Origin of the sequence: Lentzea sp. NPDC003310 (genome assembly GCF_040610935.1) — a bacterium.
Taxonomy (GTDB): Bacteria; Actinomycetota; Actinomycetes; order Mycobacteriales; family Pseudonocardiaceae; genus Lentzea.
Window position 1 is genome coordinate 40,244 of sequence record NZ_JBEXNC010000012.1, and the last position, 22,788, is coordinate 63,031.

Sequence of the window (22,788 nt, forward strand, 5' to 3'; positions counted from 1 at the left end):
CCGGTGCCGGACCACCCGCCTCCGCCGTGGCTCACCGGCCACCCCGTGCGCGAGATCGTCCCCGCCGGCCGGGTGTTCTTCCGCGTGCACCCCGCCGCGCGCGACGCCGGGGTGTTCGACCCGCGGCACCGCGGGGTGTTCGGCGGCGGCCGGTTCGACGCGGGCGCCGGTGCCGCGCACCGGACCCTCTGCCTGTCCGCCGCACCGGAGACCGCTGTCGCGGAACGGTTCCTGCGCGAGTTCGCGGGCACCCCGGGCCTGCGGCGGATCCTGCCGCGCGCCGCGCTCGCGGGCCAGGTCCTGTCGGAGGTGCGCACCACCGCCGAGCTGAACCTCGTCCGCCTGTACTCCGCGCAGGACCTCGACGGGGTGCACCAGGACAGGTGGCTCACGACCGCCCCTCCGCACCGGTTCGGCACGACCAGGGAGTGGGCCGCCTGGCTGCACGACCAGGTGCCGTGGGCGGACGGCCTGCTCTGGCAGTCGGCCGCCGACAGCCCGCGCGAGACGATCGTGCTGTTCGACGACCGGTGCGAGGCGCCCGCCTCGACAGGGGAAGCACGGGCGCTCGACGCGCCGGAGCACCTGCCGTGGCTGGCGGAAGTGCTGGAGCCGCACGGTGTGCGGGTCGCCCCGCCGTCGCCCACCGGTCCCCGCTTCTTCATCAGTTACCGCGGCGCCGACGCCGAGGCGGTTCCCGAACTGCTGCACCGGGAACTGAGCGGGCGGTTCGGCGAGCAGGCGGTGTTCCGCGACGCGCGCCCGGCACCGGAGCACGCCACGGCGGTCGAGCAGGCCGTGCGCGGGTGCGAGACGGTGATCGCACTGGTGGGCAGGCACTGGGAGAACCTGACGGACGCCGACGGGGTGCGGCTGCTGGACGACCCGGAGGACCGCGTGCGCCGCGAACTGGTGCTGGCGCACCAGGCGGAACGCGAGGTCGTCCCAGTGCTCGTCGGACTGCGCTTCTCGCTCGACAAAGGCGTGTTGCCGCCCGACCTCGCGCACCTGGCGGACGCGCCGTCCCACCACCTGCGGCGCGGGTGCGGCGAGCCGGACGTCGCGCGGCTGGTGGACGACCTGGCCGGTGAGTAGGCGGGCGCCCCGGAGAGAGCCGGGACGCCCGCCGAGGCCTCACACGGTGTCGGTGTGCGTGACGCCCGCGGTGCGGTAGTCCTGCACCGCCGTCTTCACCTGGGCCGGGCTGAGCACCTGGTCCTTGGCGAAGTACACGTAGTCGACGTCCTGCTGGTACGCGCGTTCGGCGCTGCTGCCCTGCAGGCCGCCCGAGATGAACCACAGGTTGAAGTTGACCGACATCGGCGTCTCCGGGTAGTACTTGTCGCCGTGATCGGCGACGAGGTTGCCGTCGATGTAGTACTTCACCCTGCCGTTCGCCACCTGGAACACGAGGTCGTGCCAGCCGTTGTAGCTCTGGCGCTGGGAGTTGTGGATGTTGTCCGCGACCCACGGCTCGTTCTGGTAGGTCTCCCAGGTGGTCTCGTACATGATGTTGCCCTGCTCGCCCCAGCCGCCGTTGGGCAGGTACTCGAAGTCGATCTCGCCGTAGTTCGGCGCCATCGGAGCGTCGAGCGGGGTGATGGTGAAGAACGTCTGCACGACGTGGTCACCGTCCGGGCCGAAGACCGGGGCGTCGCTGAACTTCACGCGGGCCGCGTAGGTGCCCTCGAAGAACTTGCGCTGGTGGAACAGTTCCGTCTGCTTCGCGGCGGACCCGTTGTTCCACGAGTCGAGGCGCAGGACCTTCTGGCCGTCGACGGTCGGGAACGTCACGCGCGACGCGTCCCACTCGGCTCCGGGGACACCGGGGCCGCCCGCGCCCGAACGCACGGTCCAGCCGCGCTGGCTGATCCGCGAGTCGCTCGAGTTGTTGTAGGCGAAGTCGTCGAACATCTTGGCGCCGTTGGGGTTCGGCGGCGTCGTCGTGGTCGTCGTGGTGGTGGGCGGGGTGCCACCGGGAGGGGTGCCCCACAGCAGCGTGCCGCCGCGGTGCACGGTCACGTTGTTCCAGGCCGAGTAGGAGCTCTGGGCGCGGAACGAGTAGTCGTCGGTCTGGGTGATCGGGCCCCAGTTGGTGCGGTAGAAGCGGAGTTGCAGGTCGCCGGAGTCGGCGCCGGGGTTGAGCGCACCGGCGCCGGAGGTGAAGCCGACCTCCAGGTACCGGTCGGCGGCACCGCCGTTGAGGGTGCCGAACTGGCCGGTCACGTTGCCGCAGCCGCGCACGGCCCACGAGCAGGCGAACCGGTACCCCACGTCGGGGGTCTCGCTCTTGAAGTAGTAGCGGATCTTCACGTCGGACAGCGGCACGCTCGTCGTACCGGAGTTGACCAGCTTGAACCACGGTTCGGACTGGTCGGTGGTCGCACCGGACGCGCTGGTCCGGTACTGGGCGGTGATCGCGTCGGCGGCGAACGCGTTCGGTGCGACGGCCAGTGCGGCCACCGCCAGCGCCGCGCACGACGCGGCTACGAGTGCTCGCAACGTTCTCTCCTCATTTCGGCAGGGACGGACAGGGCGGCGAGCCTTTCCGAGTGGAGGCGCATCCGGGTGGTGAAGCCCTCCCACTCGGGGCGCTGGGACCAGAGGGTGTCGGCCAGCGCGGCGAGTCGGGGAAATGCCAGGTACTCCAGGTGGTCCCGCGACCGCACGTGCTCGGTCCACAGCTGGCACTGGGCACCGAGCACGCCGTCGGGCAGCGGCACGTGGTAGACGTCGCGGGTCGTGACGACGTAGCCGGGCTGGCCGGCGGGTTCGCGCGGGTCGTCCGACCGCGGGTAGTCGAGGTAGGTGGACGTGTGCGGGGCCATCACGACGGGCTGGCCGCGGTCGAGCGCCTTCTCCGCCTGGGTCTCGTCCTTCCACGGCATCAGGACCGAGCGCGCGTCGCCGGTGGGTTCCCAGGCGGCGGGCACACGGCCCCGGTCCAGCACGTACCGGCTCGCCTGGCGCAGGAACTGGCCGTGCACGTCCTCGGGCAGCAGGCACTCGTCGCCGCCGAGGTGGACATGCTCGCCCGGGAACACCTCCAGCACCTCGGCGAGCACCTCGCGGACGAACCCGAGCGCGTGCAGGCCGAACGCGGCGTCGCTGATGCCCCAGCGGGTCCAGACCGGCAGGGGTTCCGGCGCGACACCGAGGTCGGGGTAGGCGGCGAGCGCGGCGCGGGCGTGGCCGGGCATCTCGATCTCGGGCATGACCGTGACGCCGCGCTCGGCGGCGAGCGCGACAAGGCCTTCCAGCTCGGCACGGGTGTAGGTGCCGCCGTGCGGGACGCCGTCGCCGTTGGTCTCGCTGCGCCAGCCGCCGACCGACGTCAGCAGCGGGTGGCTCGGCACCGGCATGCGCCAGCCCTGGTCGTCGGTCAGGTGCAGGTGCAGGACGTTGAGCTTGTGGAACGCCATCAGGTCGATGAACCGGCGCAGCACGGGCACGGGCTGGAAGTGCCGTGCCACGTCGAGCATGAACCCGCGCCACGGCAGCCTGGGCACGTCGCGGATGTCGGTGCCGGGCAACGCCCAGTCCACATCGGACACCCGGCGCGCCCGCAGCGCCTCCACCGGCAGCAGCTGGCGGAGGGTCTGGACGCCGTGCGCGAGACCGTTCGCGGTGGCGGCACGCAGCATCACGCCGTGCTCGTTGACGGTGAGCGCGTAGCCCTCCGCGCCGAGGCCGACGAGCTTCGGGTCCAGCGCGAAGAGCACCTGGCCGTCGTCCGAGAGCGGCAGCGGGAGTCCGGTGGCGGGCCGGAGCAGCGTGCGCAGCAGCCGTGCCGCGGGCTCGGCGCCGGGCGTGACGCGCACGCTCGTGCCGGAGTCGAGCGTGAACCCCTTGCCGCGGCGGACCATCCTGGTCGGGAGCGGGACGATCACCCCTTCACCGCCCCTCCGACGATGCCGGTGGTGACCCGGCCCTGCAGCACGATGAAGATCAGCAGCACGGGCAGCATGAACAGCGTCGACGCGGCCATGGTGGCCCCCCAGTCGGTGCCGAAGGTGTTGTTGAACGACGACAGCCAGACCGGCAGCGTGCGGTCGTCCTGGTCCTTGATGATGAGCACGTTGGCGAAGGCGAACTCGTTCCACGCGGTGATGAACCCGAACAGCGAGGTCGCGAGCAGACCCGGCGCGAGCAGCGGGAACACGACCTTGCGGAACGCCTGCCCGCGCGTGCAGCCGTCGACCTGCGCCGCTTCCTCCAGGTCGACCGGGATGGCGGCGAGGAACCCGCGCAGCGTCACGATGGTGAACGGCAGCGTCATCATGAAGTAGACGAGCGTGAGGACCCAGAGCGTGTCGAGCATGCCGGTGTCCCTCGCGATCACGTAGATCGGGATCAGCAGCGCCTCCCAGGGCGTCATCTGCGCGATGAACACCATGAGCACGAACGCCCTCCGGCCCTTCCAGCGCAGCCGCGCGATCGCGAACGCCGCGAGCAGCGCCACGCCGAGGGCCAGCAGCACGGCACCGCCGGCGACGAGGAGGCTGTTGCGCCAGAAGGAGAAGAACCCCTTCGCGGCGATCGCCGTGCCGAAGTGCTCGAACGTGATCGGCAGCGGCAGGAACGTCGGCGTCTCGCTCTGGATGTCCTTGGTGGGCTTGAAGGCCGTGAGGACCATCCAGTACACGGGGAACACCGAGAGGACGAACACCACCAGTGCCGCCGTGGTGCGGGAGATCCGTCCGAGGATCATGCTTCCTGCTCCTGCCGGTAGAGCTGGCGGAAGTACGCCAGCAGTGCGAGCACGAGCAGCAGCACCATGAGCATCGACACCGCCGCGCCGAGGTCGTAGCGCTGCAACGACTGCGCCACCTGGAACGCGTAGACCGGCAGCGTCGTCGTGGCCCGGCCGGGCCCGCCCTGGCTGATCACCCAGATCTGCACGAACGCCTTGACGACCCAGATCACCTCCAGGCACGTGATGAGGCCGAACATCGCGCGCAGCATCGGGAACGTGATGGTGGTGAACACCCGCAAGGCACCCGCGCCGTCGATCCGCGCCGACTCGTACAGCTCCTGCGGCACGGTGATCATCGCCGCGTACAGCGACAGCGCGGCGAACGGGACCGACTGCCAGACGATCAGCGCCACGAGGATGCCGAACGTCGCGTCGCCGTCGGCGAACCACGTGTAGCCGCGGTACTCCTCGAAGCCGAGCGCGACCAGGGCCCAGTTCACGACGCCGAGCCGCGACTGGAAGAGCCACTGGAACACCGTGGTCGCCGCGATGATCGGCGTCGCCCAGGTGAGCACGAGCCCGCCCATCACGAGGAACCGCAACCACTTCCCGAGCCGGACGAGCAGCAGCGCGACCAGCGTGGACAGCACCATGATCAGCACGACGTTGATCGCCGTGAACACGAGCGTCCGGCGGACCACGCCCCAGAACTCGGGGTCGTTCAGCACCTTCGCGTAGTTCGCCAGGCCGACGAACCTCGCGTCACCGCGCACCAGCTGCGGCAGGCCGAACTCCTGCAGCGAGATGATCACGTTGCGGACCAACGGGTACAGCAGCAGGTAGGCCGTGGTGAGCACGGTCGGCGCGATCAGCAGGTACGGCAGGACCGAGCGCTTGCGGCGTTTCGGGACGGCCGGCGCGGTCTCCCGCACCGGCCTTTCCGCGAGGAGCGTCATTTGCCGGAGTTGAGCGCTTGGGTGATCACTTCGTCGGCCTTCGCCGCCGCCGACTTCGGATCGGCGCCGGTGAGGACCGCGGTCTGGAACTCCTTGATCGGGTTGCGGGCCTCGACCGCCGCCCAGTTGGGCGAGTTCGGGGTGGCGAACCCGTTGGCCGCGCCGGCCGCCATCGCCTTGGTGCCGGGGTCGTCGCCGACCGACGACGCGAGCGACTTGCGGTTCGGCACGTAGTTCATCGTCTTGGCGAGCTCGACCTGCCACTTCTCGCCGGCGAGCGCCTTGACCACCTCGTACGCGCCGTCCTGGCGGCTCGACGCGAGCGGGATGATCAGGTCGGAACCGCCGGTGAACACCGCACCGGGCTTGTCCGCGGTCTTGCCGGGGATCGGGAAGAACCCGATCTTGCCCTCCAGCGCCGGGTTGGCCTTGATGACGAGCTTCGCCGAGCCGGGTGCCGCGATGTACTGCGCCACCTTGCCGCCCGCGACCACGTCCGTCTGCTGCGGCTTGGCCTCGTCGGCGTCCTTCGGCCCGTCGCCGAGCGCCTGGAGCTGCTTGTAGAAGTCCATGCCCGCCAACGCCTCCGGCGTGTTCAGCGTGCCCTTCCACCTGTCGCCGTCCTGCTCGGCGAGGTCGCCGCCCTCGTCCCAGACGAAGCCGGACAGCGTGTACCAGTTCTGGCCGGGCAGGTAGATGCCCTGCTGCTCGCCCTGGTCGAGCTTGGCGGTCGCGGCGAGCCACTCCGCGCGCGTCTTGGGCGGCGTGACCTGCGCGGCCTCGAACAGGTCCGTGCGGTAGATGACCACGCGGTTGGCCGCGTAGAACGGGATGCCGAACTGCTTGCCGTCGACCGCGCCCGGTTCGGCGAGCCCCGGGATCCAGTCGTCACCCTGCAGTTCGCTCTTCTTGCCGGACAGGTCGGTCACGCCCTTGCTGGCCACGTACTGGGCGACCTGGGTGTTGCCGACCTCGATCACGTCGGGCGGATCAGTGCTGGCCAGAGCACTGGTCACCTTCTGCGTGATGCCGTTCCACTCCTGGATCTGGATCTTGAGGTCGAGGTTCGAGTGGTCCCGTTCGAACTCGGTCTCGAACTTCTGGACGAAGTCGTCCGTGGCCGTGTCCTTCATGAGCCACACGGTGATCTCCTGCTTCTCCCCTCCACCGGCGGGCGAACCGCAGGCGGACAGGGCGAGCGCCAGGACGAGTAAGGCAGCGGAGCGCGACACGACTCACCTCTCGCTGGGATGTGACCAATTGGTCAGGTCTCGACGGGTGAAGTAGAAAGTGGCATAGACCACTTCTCAGGTCAATCCCCTGGCTGGACGCGTGAGAGCGGTCCCGCGCTTCAACAGACTGGTTACTTACCAGTGGTATGCCATACTGGCCGCCGACGGAGCGGAGGGGCATGGCCGAGGCGATCCTCAAGCGGGAGCGGGTCCGCGACTACCTGCTCGAACTCATCGAGACCCACCCGGCGGGCGCCCCGATCCCCGCCGAACGCGTGCTGTGCCAGCAACTCTCGGTGTCCCGCCCCACCGTCCGCTCGGCCGTCGAGGAACTGGTCAGCACCGGCCTGCTCGTCCGCCAGCACGGCCGGGGCACGTTCGTGGCGCGCGCCAAGATCACCCAGGAGATGGTGTCCGACACCGGCTCCATGTCCCTGCCCCAGGCCTCGGGCACCTGGTCGTCCCGCGTGCTCGAACACGCCCGCATCCCGGCCGGCGCACGGGTGGGCCGGCGCCTGCACCTCTCCCCCGCCGCCGAGATCCACTACATCGCCCGGCTGCGGCTGGTCGACGGCGAGCCGATGGCGCTCGAGTACCTGCACGTGCCGGCCGCGGTCGCGCCGGGCTTGACGTTGCACGACATGGAGTCCGGCGACTTCTACGAACGGCTGCGCGAGCACGGCGTCCACGTTTCCGAGGCGGTGCAGTCGATCGAGCCCACGGTCGTGAACGACTCGGAGGCGTCGCTGCTCGCGGTTCCCGTGCTGGCACCGGCTCTGCTGTTCGAACGGCTGACGACCGACGAGCAGGGGCGGCAGGTCGAGTACGTGCACTCGATCTACCGCGGGGACCGGTACCGGATCGTGTCGCGGCTGACGCTGGGGGCGTCGCCGCGCAACACCGTGGACGTGCGGGCGCGGGTGGGCGGGGACCCGTTCTGATCAGGCCGTGAACCGCGCGCTCTGGCTGTCGATGAAGTTCTGCGCCCGCTCCAGCGTGTGCGACGCGTAGGTGCCGCTCGCCCGCGCGTCCAGCAGGGCGCTCTGCTGCGCGTCGGTCATCATCCGCTGCAGCTCCAGCCGCTGGTGCAGCGCCCTGTCCGGGTCCTGCTCCAGGAACTTCTTCTCGATGCCCTCGCTCATCGCGACGACGCGTTCCAGCGTCTGCTCCAGCAGGTGGTCGTCGAACGGCCGCCCGTCCTCGCGGCACAGCGTCGAGCTCTCCAGCAACGTCCGGCTCGCCGTCATCAGCTCGGCCGCCAGCCGGGCGTACTCGCGGCGCTCATGCTCCTCGTCGTTACCGCGGATGCCGAGCCAGCGGATGACCAGCGGCAGCGACCCGCCCTGCACGACCAGGGTCAGGATGGCGACGCTGAAGGCGATCAGGATCAGCTCGTCGCGGTGCGCGAGGTCGGTCGGCAGGGTCTGGGCCGCAGCCAGCGTGACCACGCCGCGCATGCCCGACCAGGCGAGCACCGCGCCGCCGCGCCAGCTCAGGCCCTCGCTCGCGTAGAAGGCGACGTCGGCCTGTTTGCGTTGCAGCGCGCGGACTCCGCGGTCGTAGCGCTTCTCGGAACCGGGTTGCGGGCCGCGCGCGAGGAAGCGGTCCACGAAGGAGTCGAGCTTGCTCGTGAACTCGTCGGCCCGGCGTTGCTGGCGGCGCAGCATCGCGATGGTCGGGATCATGAACGTCACCCGCAGCACGACCAGCGCCACCGTGGCCAGCACGCCGATCAGCAACGTCCGCGCCACGCCGTCGTCCGCGACGGCGCCGATGACGGAGGTGAGCTCGAAGCCCATCAGCAGGAAGACGCCGTTCTCCAGCAGCAGCTGGATCGTGCGCCAGTTGGTGCGTTCGGACAGCCGGTCGTGCGCGCTGAACTTGCGCGCGCTCAGGTGCCCGGTGATCAGGCCCGCGACCACCACGGAGATCACGCCGGACGCGTGCAGCTCCTCGGCCGGGATGAACGCGAGGAACGGGACGACGAACGAGATCGCGGTGGTGAGCACCGGCTGGCCCTGGATCCGCGAGCGCACCCACACCGACACCAGGCCGACGACGAAGCCGACGACCACGCCCACCGCCACGGCGAACGCGAAGTCGCCCAGGGCGCCCGCGAACGTGACGCTGGCCGTGATGGCGACGATCGCGGTGCGGAGCAGGACGAGCGCGGTCGCGTCGTTGACCAGGCCCTCACCCTCCAGGATGGTGACGAGCCGCGGCGGCAGGCCCAGGCGCTTGCCGATCGACGTGGCCGCGACCGCGTCCGGCGGGCTGATCACGGCGCCGAGAGCCAGCGCCGCCGCGAAGCCGATCTCCGGCAGCAGCCACCAGATCAGCAGGCCGGTGCCGAAAGCGGACACGACGACGAGCAGCACCGACAGCGCGCCGATCGTCCGGAAGTCGCGCCGGAAGTCCACGACCGGCACGTTCACCGCCGCCGAGTACAGGATCGGCGGCAGCACGATCGTCAGGATCCACTCGGGTTCCACGAACAGGTGTGGCGCTCCGGGGAGCTGACTGCAGGCCATGCCGACCAGCACGAGCAGCACAGGTGCCGCGACCCCCAGCTTCGGCGCGAAGTACGACACCGCGACGATGATCAGCACGGCCGTGACGGCGAGCAAGGCCCATTCCTGCATGACGTGCAGTTTGCTCGATCGGAACGGACCTCGCCCGGGGAGCCACGCCGGTCAGGAGGCGGGGAGCACGTGGTGCCCGTCACGGTCGGTGCTCAGGCACAGCGAGCAGATCTCACCGCCCTGCGCGCCGGCCGTCATGTCCGGCCGCTCGTACGACTCCCCGCACACCACGCAGTCGTACCGCGTGCCGCTGGGGTTACCGTCCTCGTCGAGCAGCGGCTCCGCGATGCCGTCGTCGGTGCGGCGCAGGTAGAACCGGCCGCGTGTGACGATCGCGAGCAACGGCGTCAGCACGACCGGGATGCCGACCGCGACGAGCGGCGAGTACGGCTGGATGCCCGGCCCGAACAGTCCGAAGTAGACCGAGATGGACAGAATCGAGGACGCGAGGAACGAGCCGACGCCCACCGGGTTCACCGCGAACAGCATGCCGCGGCGGAACTCCGGCTGCTTCGGCGACAGCTTCAGCACGTACTTGTTGATCGCGATGTCCGCCGCGACGGTGACGACCCACGCCATCGCGCAGTTCGAGTAGAAGCTCAGCAGGTTGTTGAGGAAGCTGAACATGTCCGCCTCCATCAGCACCAGCGCGATCGCGAGGTTGACCAGCACGAACACCAGCCGCCCCGGATAGCGCCGGGTGACGCGGGTGAACGAGTTCGTCCACGCGAGCGACCCCGAGTAGGCGTTGGTGACGTTGATCTTCACCTGGCTCAGCACGACGAGCACCAGCGCGAGCGGCACCACCAGCCACGCCGGCATGAACTGCTTGAACACGCCCGTGAACTGCTCGATCGGCTCGACCGCCGCGGCCTTGCCGACCGCGTCCAGCACGTAGATCGCGAGGAACGCGCCGATCGCCTGCTTGATCGCGCCGAACACGACCCACCCGGGCCCGGCGAGCACCGTCGCGGTCCACCACGCGCGGCGGTTCGCGGCGGTGCGCGGCGGCATGAACCGCAGGTAGTCGATCTGCTCGCCGATCTGCGCCATCAGCGACAGGCACACCCCGGCGCCGAGCATGACCGCCGCGGCGTTCACGCCCTTGTCGCCGTACGACAGCCACCGGCTCACCGACGACGGGTCCGCGACCACCAGGTAGAGCAGCGGCGCCACCATCAGCAGCAGCCACAGCGGGTTCGTCCAGCTCTGCAGCTTCGCGAGGACCTTCATCCCGTAGATCACCAGCGGGATGATCACCAGCGTCGACACCAGGTACCCGAGCCACAGCGGCAGGCCCAGTGCGTACCGCAGGCCCTGGGCCATGATCGAGCCCTCGAGCGCGAAGAAGATGAACGTGAAGCTCGCGAAGATCACGCTGGTGATCACCGAGCCGTAGTAGCCGAAGCCCGATCCGCGGGTGATCAGGTCGAGGTCGATGTTGTACCGGGCCGCGTAGTAGGCGAGCGGGAACCCGGTCACGAAGATGACGATCGCCGCGAAGCCGATGGCCAGCAACGCGTTGCCGGTGCCGTGGGTCAGGGCGATCCCGGCGCCGATCGAGAAGTCCGCCATGTAGGCGATGCCGCCCAGTGCGGACGCCCCGACGACCGCGGGCGTCCAGCGCCGGTACGACCGCGGGGCGAACCGCAGCGTGTAGTCCTCGAGCGTCTCCTTGGACGCCGCGGGAGCCGGCGCGCGCTCCACAACCTCATCAAGGGTCATGGAGTTCGACGCTACGAAGCACTCGTTTCGGTGGTTCTCCTCCTGTGTGACGGATCGGTGACGCTATGTTCACCAGCCATGGACGACCTTGTGACCACCGGGTCCCCGCCGACCGCACCCAGCACGACCGGGTCGGGGACCAAGAGGTCCGGATCGCGTCCGGGTTGCTCGTGCCGGTCTCCCGCACGCCGAGCACGACCCAGCCCGGCGCCTTCAAGGACGCCGGGATCCTCCTGACGTCCGCCGCAGAGCGCTGGCAGTACGGCAACGTCATCGAGGCGTTCGCGGACACCCTGGAACGGCACGGGATCGAAGTAACCGAACTGGAAGCCCTCTAGAGCTTCCAGATCCGCACGATCTTGTCGTCGCCGCCGGCCGCGATCCGCTTGCCGTCCGGCGAGAACGCCACCGCCTCGATCTGCCCGCTCGCCCCGATCACCGTGGCCCGGATCTTCTTCGTCTCCACGTCCCACAGCTGGATGAAGTTGCCCTGGCCCCAGGCCGCGACCGTCTGGCCGTCGGGGTGGAACACCGCGCTGGACAGCGTCAGGCCGTCGTCCGCGCGCAGGAACACCGACTTGCTCTGCCCGGACGCCACGTCCCAGAGCTGCATGCTGTTCTTGCCGTCGCCGTCGACCACCGCGAGGGTCTTGCCGTCGGGCGAGAACGAGCCGCCGTCGCCGGTGGAGTCGTTGATCGTCTTGACCGTCTTGCCGGTGGCCGGGTCGACGATCTTGATCTCCTGGTACTTGCTGCCCGCGTAGGCGAGCAGCGAGCCGTCGCGGTTGTACGACAGGGCGCTGCTGCCCCGCGCCTCGGTCAGGCCGATCTTGACCTTGCGCGTGGCCACGTCCCAGACCTGCAGGCGGCCCGTGTGCGTGATGCCGACCAGCGTCTTGCCGTCAGGGTGGAAGCGCAGGGTCTTCATGATCGAGCGGCTCTCGTCCAGGCCGCCGATCATCGAGCGGTCGGAGAGGTTCCACAGGTACGTGGTGAAGTCGCCGGTGCGGTTGCCGCCGGCCGCGAGGATCTTGCCGTCCGGGCTGATCGCCACCGCGCACGCCGACGCGCCGCCGGGGCCGTCCGGGTTCTGGACGGTGCCGATGATCTTGTTGGTGGAGGTGTCCCAGATGCGCACGAGGGCGCCGCCGTCGCCCAGGCCGTCCTCGGCGCTCGCTAGGACCTTGCCGTCCGGGCTCCACGCGAGCGAGGAGACCGACGCCTTGTGGTCGGCGAGCTGGACGTGCTCGGCGATCTCCTGCGGGCCGCTCGGCTGTGAGACCGAGGTCGTGGACTGCTCGGACCCGCCCTCCTTGTTCGCGGCGGGCTTGTCGTTGCCACCGGTGGACGGCAACTGGGCCGACTCGCCGTCCTTGTTCTTCGAGGTGAGCCACCACGCGGTGCCGCCACCGAGCGCGACGACCGCACCGACACCGGCCAGCAGCGCCGTGCGGCGGTGCACGGAGGACTTCCGGGCCACGACCGGCAGCACGACGGGTGCTCCGGCGAGCATCGCGAGAGCCTGGTCGACCGACGCGCGCTCGGCGGGGTTCTTGCGCAGCAGCCCACCCAGCAACGACGCGAGGTGCCCGGCACGTTGCGGCGGCGGCGGGTCCTGGGTGAGCAGCATCGACAGGGTCGTCATGAAGTCCTGGCCCTGGTACGGCGGCCTGCCCTCGACGGCGGCGTAGAGGGTCGCGCCGAGCGACCACAGGTCCGTCGCCGGGGTGATCGGCGCCCCGGTGCCCTGCTCGGGCGCCATGTACGCGGGCGTGCCGACGATGGAGCCGTCCGTGGTGAGCGGGACGTCGCCGGTGAGCCGCGCGATGCCGAAGTCGGTGATGACGACCCGGTCGCCGGACAGCAACACGTTGGCGGGCTTGAGATCGCGGTGCACGATTCCGGCCTGGTGGGCCACCCGCAACGCGCTCAGCATCGACGTGGCGATGTACGCGACCTGGTCCGGCGGCAGCGCGCCCTGCGCCTTGATGGCGTCCGACAGCGACCCGCCGCGGACGAACTCCATCACGATCATCGGGGTGCCGTTGTACTCGACCACGTCGTGCACGGTGACGATGCCGGGGTGGTTGAGCTGGCCCGCGAGCTGGGCCTCGCGCATGGCGCGCTGGCACAGCAACGCCCGCTGCTGCGCGTCGAGCCCGGCGGGCAGCAGCAGTTCCTTGATGGCCACCTCACGGCCGATGACCTCGTCACGGCCGAGCCACACCCGGCCCATGCCGCCGGCACCGATCACCTGGACGAGCCGGTAGCGCTGCGCCACCAGACTTCCACTCGCGTCTGTCACGGCGCGCAGCTTAGATGGGCGAACGCGCTCCCACGACAACAACCGGAAAGTTCGTGATCCATTGGATCCGTTGGTAGCCAAGCAACATCGTGCGCGTTCAATAGGTCGACAATGGACCTGTCCCTAGTGGACTCTCGCGACCTCGATCCCCACGGTGCCGAACAACCGCAGCTTGTGCAGCCTGGTCGGCTCGGCCGTGAACCCGGCCGCCGCGATCCGCTTCGGCACGGCGTCGCCGACGTTGTCGCGCAGGTGGTCCTTCGCGTGGCCGTGGTCGTGGAACACGGCGTCGGCGAGCACCAGCGCACCACCGGGCCGCAGCACGCGCCGGACCTCGGCGAGCATCTCGTCCTTCGACGGGGTGTCGAGGTGGTGCAGCATCAGGCTGGAGAACACGACGTCGAACGACGCGTCCGGGAACGCCAACTCCTGCGCGAAACCCTTGTCGAGCCGCGCGGGCAGCCCGGCGCGGCGCAGTTTGCGCTCCGCCCGCGCGAGCATCTTCAGGTCGGGGTCGACGCCGAACAGCTCGACGCCGGGGTGCCGCTTCCCCGTGGTCCGCAACAGGTTCCCGGTCCCGCACCCGACGTCGAGCACGCGCTGACCGCTGCTCAGCCCCGCCGCCGCGACCATCTCGCCGTGCACGCCGGAGAGCCCGGACACCCGGTGCACGACCTCGTAGAGGGGCAGCAGGTAGTGCTTGCCCATGCCGGGCAGGTAGTTCCGCTCCTGGGACGATATTTCGGTCATGAACTCATTCTGAACCGCCGCGTGACCCGGATTCTGTGTCGATCCACGGTTTGAATGGGATGATCTGACGGTGCGAACCCAGCGAACGCCCGTGACCGGTGACGAGCCCGCGCAGTACGCCTGGCGGCCGCAACCCGGGGAGCTGGCCGTGGCGGCGATGCGGCTCGGCCACGGCGCGGACTTCGACGGCTCGCACGAGGCCCACTCGCACGACTTCCCCGGCATCGCCTACTTCCAGGCCGCAGGCGGCGTGGTGCGGCACGGCCGCCAGGTCCGCCACGTCGAGGCAGGCGACCTGTTCGTCATCGCGCCCGGCGACGTGATGGGCCAGGCCCGCAGCGACGACCTGCTGGGCGCCCGCGGCTGGGGCGTCTTCTTCACAGCGGACGCGCTCGGCCCGGAGACGCCCGGCGCGCACCTGGCCTGGCGCACGCACCCGCTGCTGTTCCCGTTCGTCCACGGCGGGGCGACCGGCGCGTTGCGGCTGCGGGTCCCCGAGGACGCGCGCGCCGAGTGGACCACCCGCGTCGAGGCGCTGCACGACGAGCTCCACCACCGCCGTGACGGCTACCGGGAGGCGGTGTCCGCACACCTGACGCTGGTGCTGGTCGGGGTGTCGAGGCTCGCCGCGGACGTCGTCGGCGACCTGCGCGAGAACGCCGAACCGCTGCTGGCCGAGGTGTTCGACGTGATCGAGCGGCGCTACCCGGAACCGCTGTCGCTGCGCGAGGTCGCCGCCGCGGTCAGCATCTCCCCCGGCCACCTCACCTCGACCGTGCGCAGGCGGACCGGCCGCACGGTGCAGGAGTGGATCACCGAGCGCCGCATGGTCCAGGCGCGGCGGCTGCTCGCCGTGACCGACCTGCCGGTCGGGGACATCGGGCGGCAGGTGGGCATCCCGGACCAGGGCTACTTCGCGCGGACGTTCGGCAAGGTGCACGGGATGAGCCCCACGCGGTGGCGCCGGTTCAACCACCTGAACGCCCGCTGAACACCTGGGGACACCCTGTTGATCACAGGCCGTTTCGCCGCTTTCGTCCCGTGCGGCCGTGGCACTGTCGTGGCATGACCGGCTCGGCGCCCACCAAGACCGACCTCGGCACGAGGTTCCACGACCTGATGGAGGTCGTGGTGCGGCGGCTGCCCTTCGGCCTGTCCCGCGTCGTCGCGCCGAGCCTCCTCGGCTTCGCCCTGATCAACGGGTTCACCTTCGGCGTCGACCTGCTGCTGCTCGCGTTCTTCCGCGGCGGTCTCGGCCTGCCGGTGCCGCTCGCGTTCACGATCGCCTACGTGCTCGCGTTCGGACTGAGCTTCGTGCTCAACCGCGCGCTGAACTTCCGCTCGCACGCGCCGGTCGGGCCGCAGGCGGGCCTGTACGCGGTGGCGATCGCGGTCAACTACCTGGCGTTCATCCTCGGCGTCGGCAGCGCGCTGACGGCGGCCGGCGTGCAGTACCTGCTGTCGCGCGTGGTGGCCGGGGCGTGCGAGGCGGCGTTCATGTACAGCGTGATGCGCTGGGTGATCTTCCGCGACGCGCGCGGCTGAGCTGTCGCGGGTAGCCCTCGACCTCCGCGACGCGCGCTGAGCTACCGCGGGCAGCCCCCGACGTCCGCCACCAGCGCGGCCGAGCTACTGCAGGTAGCCCTCGACCTCACCGACCGACCGCGCGGGGACGTCCTCGGCGTTCTCGCCCTGCGACCGGGCGGAGCGGCGCCGGCGCAGCAGGTCCCAGCACTGGTCCAGGGCTTCCTCCACCGATCGCAGCCGGGCGTGCTCCTCGTCCGTGGAGATCTCGCCGGACGCGAGCTGCTGCCGGAGCCGGTGCTCCTCGTCGACCAGTTCGTTGATGCGGCCCAGCACGTTCTCGTCGCTCATGCACACCGACTCTACGGCGAACCGTCGGGCAGCGCCGCGAGCGACAGGCTGTTGCCGTCCGGGTCCAGCACCTCGATGTGCCGGACGCCGTTCGAGTACGTCTCGACAGGACCGTGGCCGAGGTCCTGCACCGCCAGCCGTTCCAGCGCACCGGCGAACTCGGCGACCTCCACCCCGAACGTGACCATCGAGCCACCCACGCGTGCCGCCCGGACGTCGCGGGCGTCGAGCACGAGGTAGGCGTTCTCCCCCACCTGCCAGAGGTGCTCCTCGCCGATGACCTCGTCCGCCCCGCGGCCGAAGAACACCCGGTACCACTCCAGCGACCTCGGCAGGTCGCTCACGCACATCACGCTGTGCAGGTCCACTCCGGACCCCTTCCGCTCGGCTTCGGAGAGGTGGACCGGTGCCGCGGCCGGAACTCATCGCAGCCGCGGGCGATTCGTCCGGTTGGTCCAATGAAATGGTTCAACCACTTGTTTACACTCGTGAACAGGGCCGCCGACCCGTCACGCGAACCCCTCCCTCGCGGAAGTGTTCGCCACCTCCGCCTGCAGGAGGCGTTTGTGAAGACACGCAGTCGGCTTGCCCTGGCGAGCCTCTCCGCGACGACCGCCGTAGTCGTCGCGTTCCTCGTCCCGACGACACCCGCGGTCGCGCACGGCACGATGTCCGATCCGGCCAGCCGCGTCTACACCTGCAAGAACGAAGGCCCGGAGACCCCGAAGTCCGACGCGTGCAAGGCCGCCGTGGCCGCCGGCGGCACGCAGGCCTACTACGACTGGAACGAGGTCTCGCTGCTCGAGGCCGGTGGGCGCCACCGCGAGCTCATCCCGGACGGCAAGCTCTGCAGCGCGGGCCGCGACAAGTACCGGGGCCTCGACCTGCAGCGCGCCGACTGGCCCGCCAAGCGGGTGTCGCCCGGCGCGCTGACCGTGACCTACCACGCGTCGGCACCGCACTCGAACAGCAACTTCGAGTTCTACATCACCAGGGACGGCTGGAACCCGACCATGCCCCTGCGGTGGTCGGACCTCGTGCACATCCAGACGTTCAACAACCAGAACCCGTCCACGTTCACCAACTGGACGCTGACCCTGCCGAACCGCTCGGGCCGCCACGTCCTCTACTCGATCTGGCAGCGCGTGGTCGGCAGCAACGAGGCGTTCTACACGTGCTCGGACGTCGACTTCGGCGGCGGCACGACGAACCCGCCGACGACGACCACGACGACGAGGCCGCCCACGACCACGACCACCACCACGACGACCCAGCCGCCGGCGGGCGGCACGTGGGCCGCGGGCACCGCCTACTCCGTGGGCAACCGCGTCACCTACGGCGGCGTGAACTACGAGTGCCAGCTCGCACACACCGCGCTCGCCGGCTGGGAACCGCCGAACACGCCCGCCCTGTGGCGACGCCTCTGATGCGGTTCCTGGCTCTGCTGCTCGCTTTCACGGTGTCCGGCTGCGCGGCCACGCAGCCGGACACCGTGTTGCGCGGCGATCCGCTGGACGTGATGTTCCTGCAGATGATGCTCCCCCATCACCAGCAGGGAGTGGACATGGTGGCGCTCGCGAAGGACCGCGCGCAGAACGACGAGCTGCGCACGCTGGCGGTCGCGATCGAGCGGACCCAGCAGACTGAGGCCGACACGATGCGGAACTGGCTGACGTCGTGGGGAGAACCCCTGACCGCCCCGCCGGACTCCCACGCGGGCCACGGCGGCATGCGCGAGTCCGATCCCGAGGAGGTGGCGCGACTGTCCGCGTTGCGCGGCGCCGAGTTCGACCAGCGCCTGCTCAACGTGATGATCGCCCACCAGGACGACGCCGTGCAGATGGCGCGGTGGGAGGCGGGCAGCGGCGCGAACCAGGAGGTCAAGGACCTCGCCGGCCGCATCGACTCCTCCCGCACCGCGCAGATCGCGATGATGAGGAGGTTCCTGGAGAAAACTTGACGGGTACCCGGTGGTGGCACGCCACCGAGGAACGCGGTGGTGGCACCTCCTTGTGTGTCACCACATGCGGCTCAGCTCTCGTGATCGGCGGCGTGACTCACGACGACCGACCGAGGAGGCCCGAGATGCAACCCGTCCCGTTCGTTCCGTGGGTGTGGCGCGACCCGTCCTGGACCGAGGAGCCGCGCGAGGACCTCGCGGACCGCCCCGACACCGGACTGATCGGCTACGGCGTCGAGGCCACCGACGGCGAGATCGGCAAGGTGGACGAGGACAACGCGAAGGTTCCGCACGACTGCCTGATGGTCGACACCGGACCGTGGATCTTCGGCCGCAAGGTCGTGCTGCCGGTCGGCACCGTGCGGCACGTCGACCACGCCGAGCGAAAGGTCCACGTCGACCGCACCAAGGAGCAGATCAAGAACGCGCCGGAGTACGACGCGGACGACCACGAGGACTACCGCAAGCGCACCGACGAGTACTACGCGGAGAGTTATCGAATCTGAACCGCACTGACCTGCGGAAATACAACTTCCGCAGGTCAGTGCGGGTCCGTTCAACTTCGTTGTGGACCGTACTGGCACGTTCAACGCATGGTTCTGCTCCCCGATTGCTCCCGAAGGCTGTGAAGTGTCCGCAGTTGATGTTGGCGATCATCGCTGGGGCGCGGACGCCTAGCACTACCGGGCGATCAGCTTCTTGTCACCGGCCCGGGCGATGGGCTTGCTGCACGGTCGCCGCCGCACCACCTCGAGCATCGAGTCGTCAGCCAGCCGATGGCTTCGAACGGACGCGATGAGCGTTGGCATCGCTGAAGCTCCTCGGGCGACCGCGAGTCCTCAACTCACAGTGAAATCCGTGAAGCTGCTGCCCTTCTGACCCGCATCCGTGACAATGTCCACGCTCAGCCGATAGGCGCCTGGCATGTCGAGCGAATCGCCGAAGTTGAACATGGTGATGCCTCCCGAGGTGCACCTGGTGTTGCGGAGCTTCTGCACCTCGGTACCAGCCCTAGTGAGCACCCAGGACGGATAGCAGCCCGCGCTGAGCTGGCCGACGTCATCGAAGACGTCGACGTTCGCACCCGGCCGCGCTCCCGCCCGGTACTCGGACGGCCCGACTTTCCCACTGGTCCCCATCTTGATGTTGATCACCAAGGCGCCCGCCCGTTTCGGCTGCTCTGGAGCAGCTGTCGTGGGCTGGCGCTGCGCCGGAGTCGGCGGCCGCTGGGTAGGTTGTTCCTGAGCCCGGGATGTCGGCTTGATGTCTTGAAGCGTGGGTTGAGCGGCTGGAGCCTGCGTCGGACTCGGTACGGCGTCAGGAACGCGCGCCGGGGTAGGCGAAGCGTTGGTGGCCGAGGAGCCGGTGATGCGCTCGACCATTGACAGGAAGCCATCGAGGTTCGCGGCGCCCACCACCACCCCGACGACGATGGCGATGACGCCGCCCAGCTTGCCGTACTTCGCCCAGCGATCATTGCCGGCAGTCATGTGTGGCCGCTTCTCTCGTCCGTTGTGTCGAGCCCTCTATCGGATCGCGTCGAGAAAAGGTTTCGCGTGCTGTACGGGTCGCCGCATCACGCCTGCCGGCACCCGCTCAAAACCTCTGACGTCTCCGCAGCGAGGGTCGCTGGCTGCTGAGATGTGCTTGATCGACGAGTTCCAATGCACGAAGTTGTCCAGCACCAACCACGAACTCTGATGCCGTGGTATCGGGCGTGCGTCCCGGCACTGCTTCACCGGTGACGCCGGCGGACTTGAAGTCCTCGCAAGCAGCCTTGTGTTCGGAAAGGAAAGCGGTAGAACAGTTCAGTGATGCCGTCAGGAACTTCAGGCCATGTGGAGGAGCTGAAGAAGTCGACCCTCACCGCCTCTTGCCGCCAGAACGGCGGCACGCTTGGCGCCGTGCTGGAGTTCCTCCGTCAGGCGCTCACGAGGCGTTGACGAGGGCGCGGCCAGTGCTCAGATCGATCCCCACCAGTAGCGAGCCACCGAGCGGCCCGGACAACTTGTCTTCCAGCGCGTCCGCCTGACGTTAGCTCATGACCGTCTTCTCCGGCGAGTGGTCTTGGTCCACGTAACGCAGAAGACAACGAGCTCGACTTCCGGAATTTCGCGCGTTGGCCATCAAGGGTGCGATACCACGTGGAATAGCGTCTGCCTGTCGCTGACGTGCACTCATAGGCAAGCCCTTATCTGTGCTGCGCGAACGTGTAACGGGCCTTGGAGGACACACGATCCTCTGGACGCACGATCCAGCATCTGTCGGGGACAGCTAAGGAAAGCAGTGCGCCACCGTCCCAACAGGAGCACCATCGTGTCCACTCGCATGCGTGCGTTGATCGCTTCTTTCGCCTTTGTAGTCGCCAGTACGCCCATCGTGGCATCGGCTGCGTTCGCCGCTCCCGATTGTCAGCAGGTGCTCGTCGTGTTCGCTCGCGGCTCTGACGAGAAGCCCGGAGCCAAGACTGCTACCAAGTTCCACGAAGCGCTCAAGACCAACTTCGGTTCTGGCATCAGACAAAGCTTCGTAGAACTCGGTGATCTCGACGGCGACGGCGCGGTCGATCCCGGCGGCTATCCCGCCAAGGACTTCTGGCACTGGTTCGGCGTCGATCTCAGCTTCGACCCCGACGCCGACTTCGTTCTCGACGGTTACAAAAACAGCCGTGCAACCGGCCGCAAGGAGCTCGTGAAGTTTCTGAACGAACGCGCCACGTTGTGCCGGGCACAGGGTGAAGTCGTTGTGCTCGGCGGTTATTCGCAGGGTGCGGACGTCGTCGGCGCCGCGTTGCCCCTGCTTTCCGCAGAGGCACAGGCGTCCATCGGCTACGTCGCGCTTTTCGGCGACCCCAGGTTCAACAGCGGCCTCTTGGGACCCGCGGTTTGGGCGCACGGCGACTACACCTGGCCGAACCTCGGTGGCACGCTGGGAAGCCGCGTGCCCTACATGCCAGAGGCGTTGAAGGACAAGGTCGCGGCGTGGTGCAACAAGGGGGACATGATCTGCAGTCTCAACCCGCTCGACCTCCGTCTGAACATCGACGCGCACATGGCGTATCCGGAGAAGTGGATGCCGGAGGCAGCGAACCTGATCGCGCTCAAGCTCCGCTCGGTCCGCCCGGATCTGGCCGATGACCTGGTCACCACGGTCATACCGATCGCATTGCGTCCCACAGACAAGGTGGACGTCGCGTTCGTGGTGGACACGACCGGAAGCATGGGTGACGACATCGCCAACGCCCAGGCATCGATCAACCAGGTGACCTCGGCGTTGTTCGGGCTGGCACGCTCACCACAGGTGGCGTTGGTCGACTACAAGGACTTCGGCGACCCCTACCAGGCAAGGGTTGTCACGCCGTTCACCACCGACCGCGCTGCGTTCGCCACGGCGGTGAGCACGCTCAGCGCCTCAGGTGGCGGCAACACGCCCGAGTCCGTCTACTCAGGACTCATGACGGCCTTCGGCCTCGGTTGGCGCGACGGAGCGCTGAAGCTCGCGATCACCATTGGCGACGCCCCCGCCCACAATCCTGAGCCCGGGACCGGGTACACCGCTGCTCAGGTGCTCGCTCGCGCGTTCGAACTCGACCCTGTCGTGATCAATCCGATCGTGGTCGGCGGAGATCCCGTGGCCGTCGCGAGTTTCACCGAACTCGCCGAAGGCAGCAAGGGCAAGGTGTTCACCGCCGCGGGCGCGGGCGACGTGGTGCAAGCGATCAAGGACGCGGCGAACGCTTTCTCGCTGAAGCCGGTCCCCTCCGCCGGAGGCCCGTACACGGCAGGGATCGGTGAGACGATCCACTTCACTGCCGCCGGTTCCTTCGACCCCGAAGGGGCGATCGTCGAGTACGCCTGGGACTTCGACGGAAACGGCACCGTCGACGAACGAGGACCCTCACCGACAGCGGTTCACCGCTACGACGCGGCCTACGAGGGACTCGCGTCCGTCACGGTGAAAGCCACCGACGGCGACGTCGCCGTTGGCACCGCACCGGTGCACGTCGCCGCTGACAAGCACCTCCCACGCCCTCCTGGCGCGCCGACGTCAGCACAGGCCACCTCATCCGGGGCCGACACGATCTCCCTGAAGTGGACACCTCCAGCGAATGCCGGAGACGCTCCGGTGGGCGGTTATCGGATCTACCGCGATGACGATCTCCTGCTGGGGATGACCACCGCAGAAGACCTCGGCGCCACGATCCGCGGCGTGCCGGCTGATCGCGAGGTGAAGTTCAGCGTGGAAGCCGTGAGCCGCTACGGCGCGAGCGATCGGGCGACCAGCAACGGTGTGCGCGCTGGCGCCCCCACCTCCACCAGTCCCTCGACCTCCGCCACTCCGTCGGCGACCACCCAGAGCACAACCACGCCAGCCACTCCGCAATCAACTCCTCCGCCCAGCAAACCCGGCGCTCTCTCCTACACCGGGGCGAGCGTGCTCGGCCTGGTGGCCGCGGCACTGGTGTTGCTCGCGCTCGGCGGCGGTGCGATCGTCGTCGCCCGTCGACGGAGGTCCTGAACCCGACACAGGGCCGACCCAATGGCGACCAGGACATCTCACAGGAAGTCAGCTGCCTGCGGTTGCTGACGGCCGAGTCTGGGCCGCGGGCACCAGCCCCCCGCCCCGACACCGGCGGGGGGGGTTAGACGCCGGGTCAGCTGGCCGGGCCGGGGAAACAGCCGGGCCTGCCGCGACCCAGCAGCCGCA

22 protein-coding genes are annotated in these 22,788 nt (G+C 69.2%); 9 read left to right on the plus strand and 13 right to left on the minus strand.

Annotation, left to right across the window (positions count from 1 at the left end; translation table 11 throughout):
- Positions 1-3 precede the first annotated feature (3 nt).
- Positions 4-1,095, plus strand: coding sequence for an RES domain-containing protein (locus ABZX02_RS25040; protein WP_355301160.1), 1,092 nt, complete (start codon positions 4-6; stop codon positions 1,093-1,095).
- A gap of 39 nt (positions 1,096-1,134) precedes the next feature.
- Here the strand turns inward: ABZX02_RS25040 and ABZX02_RS25045 are convergent, their stop codons facing one another.
- From ABZX02_RS25045 to ABZX02_RS25065, 5 genes are read right to left on the minus strand one after another with little or no spacing between them, the layout of a single operon-like run.
- Positions 1,135-2,502 (minus strand): cellulose binding domain-containing protein, encoded by a 1,368-nt coding sequence (locus ABZX02_RS25045; RefSeq protein ID WP_355301162.1) that lies wholly within the window; start codon positions 2,500-2,502, stop codon positions 1,135-1,137.
- Complete coding sequence (locus tag ABZX02_RS25050) at positions 2,487-3,890, minus strand: beta-N-acetylhexosaminidase (protein ID WP_355301164.1); 1,404 nt, start codon at positions 3,888-3,890, stop codon at positions 2,487-2,489. The genes ABZX02_RS25045 and ABZX02_RS25050 overlap by 16 nt, the downstream gene beginning before the upstream one ends.
- On the minus strand, positions 3,887-4,711 hold the full coding sequence (locus ABZX02_RS25055) for a carbohydrate ABC transporter permease (protein WP_355301166.1): 825 nt from the start codon (positions 4,709-4,711) through the stop codon (positions 3,887-3,889). Before ABZX02_RS25055 ends, ABZX02_RS25050 begins: the two co-directional genes overlap by 4 nt.
- The gene (locus ABZX02_RS25060; RefSeq protein ID WP_355301168.1) at positions 4,708-5,652 is read right to left on the minus strand and encodes a sugar ABC transporter permease; all 945 of its coding nucleotides are present in this window, start codon (positions 5,650-5,652) and stop codon (positions 4,708-4,710) included. Before ABZX02_RS25060 ends, ABZX02_RS25055 begins: the two co-directional genes overlap by 4 nt.
- A complete protein-coding gene (locus ABZX02_RS25065) occupies positions 5,649-6,884 on the minus strand; it encodes an extracellular solute-binding protein (protein WP_355301170.1) in 1,236 nt (411 codons plus the stop codon). Before ABZX02_RS25065 ends, ABZX02_RS25060 begins: the two co-directional genes overlap by 4 nt.
- Before the next feature lie 179 nt (positions 6,885-7,063).
- On the opposite strand from ABZX02_RS25065, the gene ABZX02_RS25070 reads away from it, so the two are divergent.
- Positions 7,064-7,825: a GntR family transcriptional regulator gene (locus ABZX02_RS25070; protein WP_355301172.1), complete on the plus strand. Its 762-nt coding sequence runs from the start codon at positions 7,064-7,066 to the stop codon at positions 7,823-7,825.
- On the opposite strand, the gene ABZX02_RS25075 is transcribed toward ABZX02_RS25070, so the two are convergent.
- Positions 7,826-9,526 (minus strand): sodium:proton antiporter, encoded by a 1,701-nt coding sequence (locus tag ABZX02_RS25075; RefSeq protein WP_355301174.1) that lies wholly within the window; start codon positions 9,524-9,526, stop codon positions 7,826-7,828. It abuts the gene before it with no gap.
- A gap of 51 nt (positions 9,527-9,577) precedes the next feature.
- On the minus strand, positions 9,578-11,191 hold the full coding sequence (locus ABZX02_RS25080; RefSeq protein ID WP_355301175.1) for a cytosine permease: 1,614 nt from the start codon (positions 11,189-11,191) through the stop codon (positions 9,578-9,580).
- 65 nt (positions 11,192-11,256) lie between these two features.
- Here ABZX02_RS25080 and ABZX02_RS25085 point away from each other — a divergent pair, with 65 nt between their 5' ends.
- The gene (locus ABZX02_RS25085) at positions 11,257-11,529 is read left to right on the plus strand and encodes a hypothetical protein (RefSeq protein WP_355301177.1); all 273 of its coding nucleotides are present in this window, start codon (positions 11,257-11,259) and stop codon (positions 11,527-11,529) included.
- Here ABZX02_RS25085 and ABZX02_RS25090 read toward each other — a convergent pair.
- Both ABZX02_RS25090 and ABZX02_RS25095 read right to left on the minus strand, forming a co-directional pair.
- Positions 11,526-13,496 carry a serine/threonine-protein kinase gene (locus ABZX02_RS25090; RefSeq protein ID WP_355301179.1) on the minus strand — a complete coding sequence of 657 codons (1,971 nt, stop codon included), beginning with the start codon at positions 13,494-13,496 and terminating at the stop codon, positions 11,526-11,528. The genes ABZX02_RS25085 and ABZX02_RS25090 overlap by 4 nt on opposite strands.
- A gap of 123 nt (positions 13,497-13,619) precedes the next feature.
- On the minus strand, positions 13,620-14,246 hold the full coding sequence (locus tag ABZX02_RS25095) for a methyltransferase domain-containing protein (protein ID WP_355301181.1): 627 nt from the start codon (positions 14,244-14,246) through the stop codon (positions 13,620-13,622).
- Between the two features lie 70 nt (positions 14,247-14,316).
- Between ABZX02_RS25095 and ABZX02_RS25100 the strand changes: the two genes are divergently transcribed.
- Complete coding sequence (locus tag ABZX02_RS25100) at positions 14,317-15,237, plus strand: AraC family transcriptional regulator (RefSeq protein ID WP_355301183.1); 921 nt, start codon at positions 14,317-14,319, stop codon at positions 15,235-15,237.
- Between the two features lie 128 nt (positions 15,238-15,365).
- Positions 15,366-15,791, plus strand: a complete 426-nt coding sequence (locus ABZX02_RS25105; RefSeq protein WP_355301589.1) for a GtrA family protein — start codon at positions 15,366-15,368, stop codon at positions 15,789-15,791.
- A gap of 84 nt (positions 15,792-15,875) precedes the next feature.
- Here ABZX02_RS25105 and ABZX02_RS25110 read toward each other — a convergent pair whose 3' ends face one another.
- Together ABZX02_RS25110 and ABZX02_RS25115 are read right to left on the minus strand one after the other, a co-directional pair.
- Entirely contained in the window at positions 15,876-16,121 is a 246-nt protein-coding gene (locus ABZX02_RS25110) for a DUF2630 family protein (RefSeq protein ID WP_355301185.1), read from the minus strand.
- Positions 16,122-16,132: 11 nt separating this feature from the next.
- Positions 16,133-16,489, minus strand: coding sequence for a VOC family protein (locus ABZX02_RS25115; protein ID WP_355301187.1), 357 nt, complete (start codon positions 16,487-16,489; stop codon positions 16,133-16,135).
- Between the two features lie 198 nt (positions 16,490-16,687).
- Here ABZX02_RS25115 and ABZX02_RS25120 point away from each other — a divergent pair, with 198 nt between their 5' ends.
- The 3 genes from ABZX02_RS25120 to ABZX02_RS25130 all read left to right on the plus strand — a co-directional run bounded on the left by ABZX02_RS25120 (position 16,688) and on the right by ABZX02_RS25130 (position 18,587).
- Positions 16,688-17,548 (plus strand): lytic polysaccharide monooxygenase, encoded by an 861-nt coding sequence (locus ABZX02_RS25120; RefSeq protein WP_355301189.1) that lies wholly within the window; start codon positions 16,688-16,690, stop codon positions 17,546-17,548.
- On the plus strand, positions 17,548-18,081 hold the full coding sequence (locus ABZX02_RS25125) for a DUF305 domain-containing protein (protein WP_355301191.1): 534 nt from the start codon (positions 17,548-17,550) through the stop codon (positions 18,079-18,081). The genes ABZX02_RS25120 and ABZX02_RS25125 overlap by 1 nt, the downstream gene beginning before the upstream one ends.
- A gap of 125 nt (positions 18,082-18,206) precedes the next feature.
- A complete protein-coding gene (locus ABZX02_RS25130) occupies positions 18,207-18,587 on the plus strand; it encodes a PRC-barrel domain containing protein (protein WP_355301193.1) in 381 nt (126 codons plus the stop codon).
- A gap of 174 nt (positions 18,588-18,761) precedes the next feature.
- On the opposite strand, the gene ABZX02_RS25135 is transcribed toward ABZX02_RS25130, so the two are convergent.
- Positions 18,762-18,890 carry a hypothetical protein gene (locus ABZX02_RS25135; protein WP_355301194.1) on the minus strand — a complete coding sequence of 43 codons (129 nt, stop codon included), beginning with the start codon at positions 18,888-18,890 and terminating at the stop codon, positions 18,762-18,764.
- A 30-nt stretch (positions 18,891-18,920) separates the two neighbouring features.
- Positions 18,921-19,571 (minus strand): hypothetical protein, encoded by a 651-nt coding sequence (locus ABZX02_RS25140; RefSeq protein ID WP_355301196.1) that lies wholly within the window; start codon positions 19,569-19,571, stop codon positions 18,921-18,923.
- An 826-nt stretch (positions 19,572-20,397) separates the two neighbouring features.
- On the opposite strand from ABZX02_RS25140, the gene ABZX02_RS25145 reads away from it, so the two are divergent.
- Positions 20,398-22,599 (plus strand): cutinase family protein, encoded by a 2,202-nt coding sequence (locus tag ABZX02_RS25145; protein ID WP_355301198.1) that lies wholly within the window; start codon positions 20,398-20,400, stop codon positions 22,597-22,599.
- Positions 22,600-22,788 lie beyond the last annotated feature (189 nt).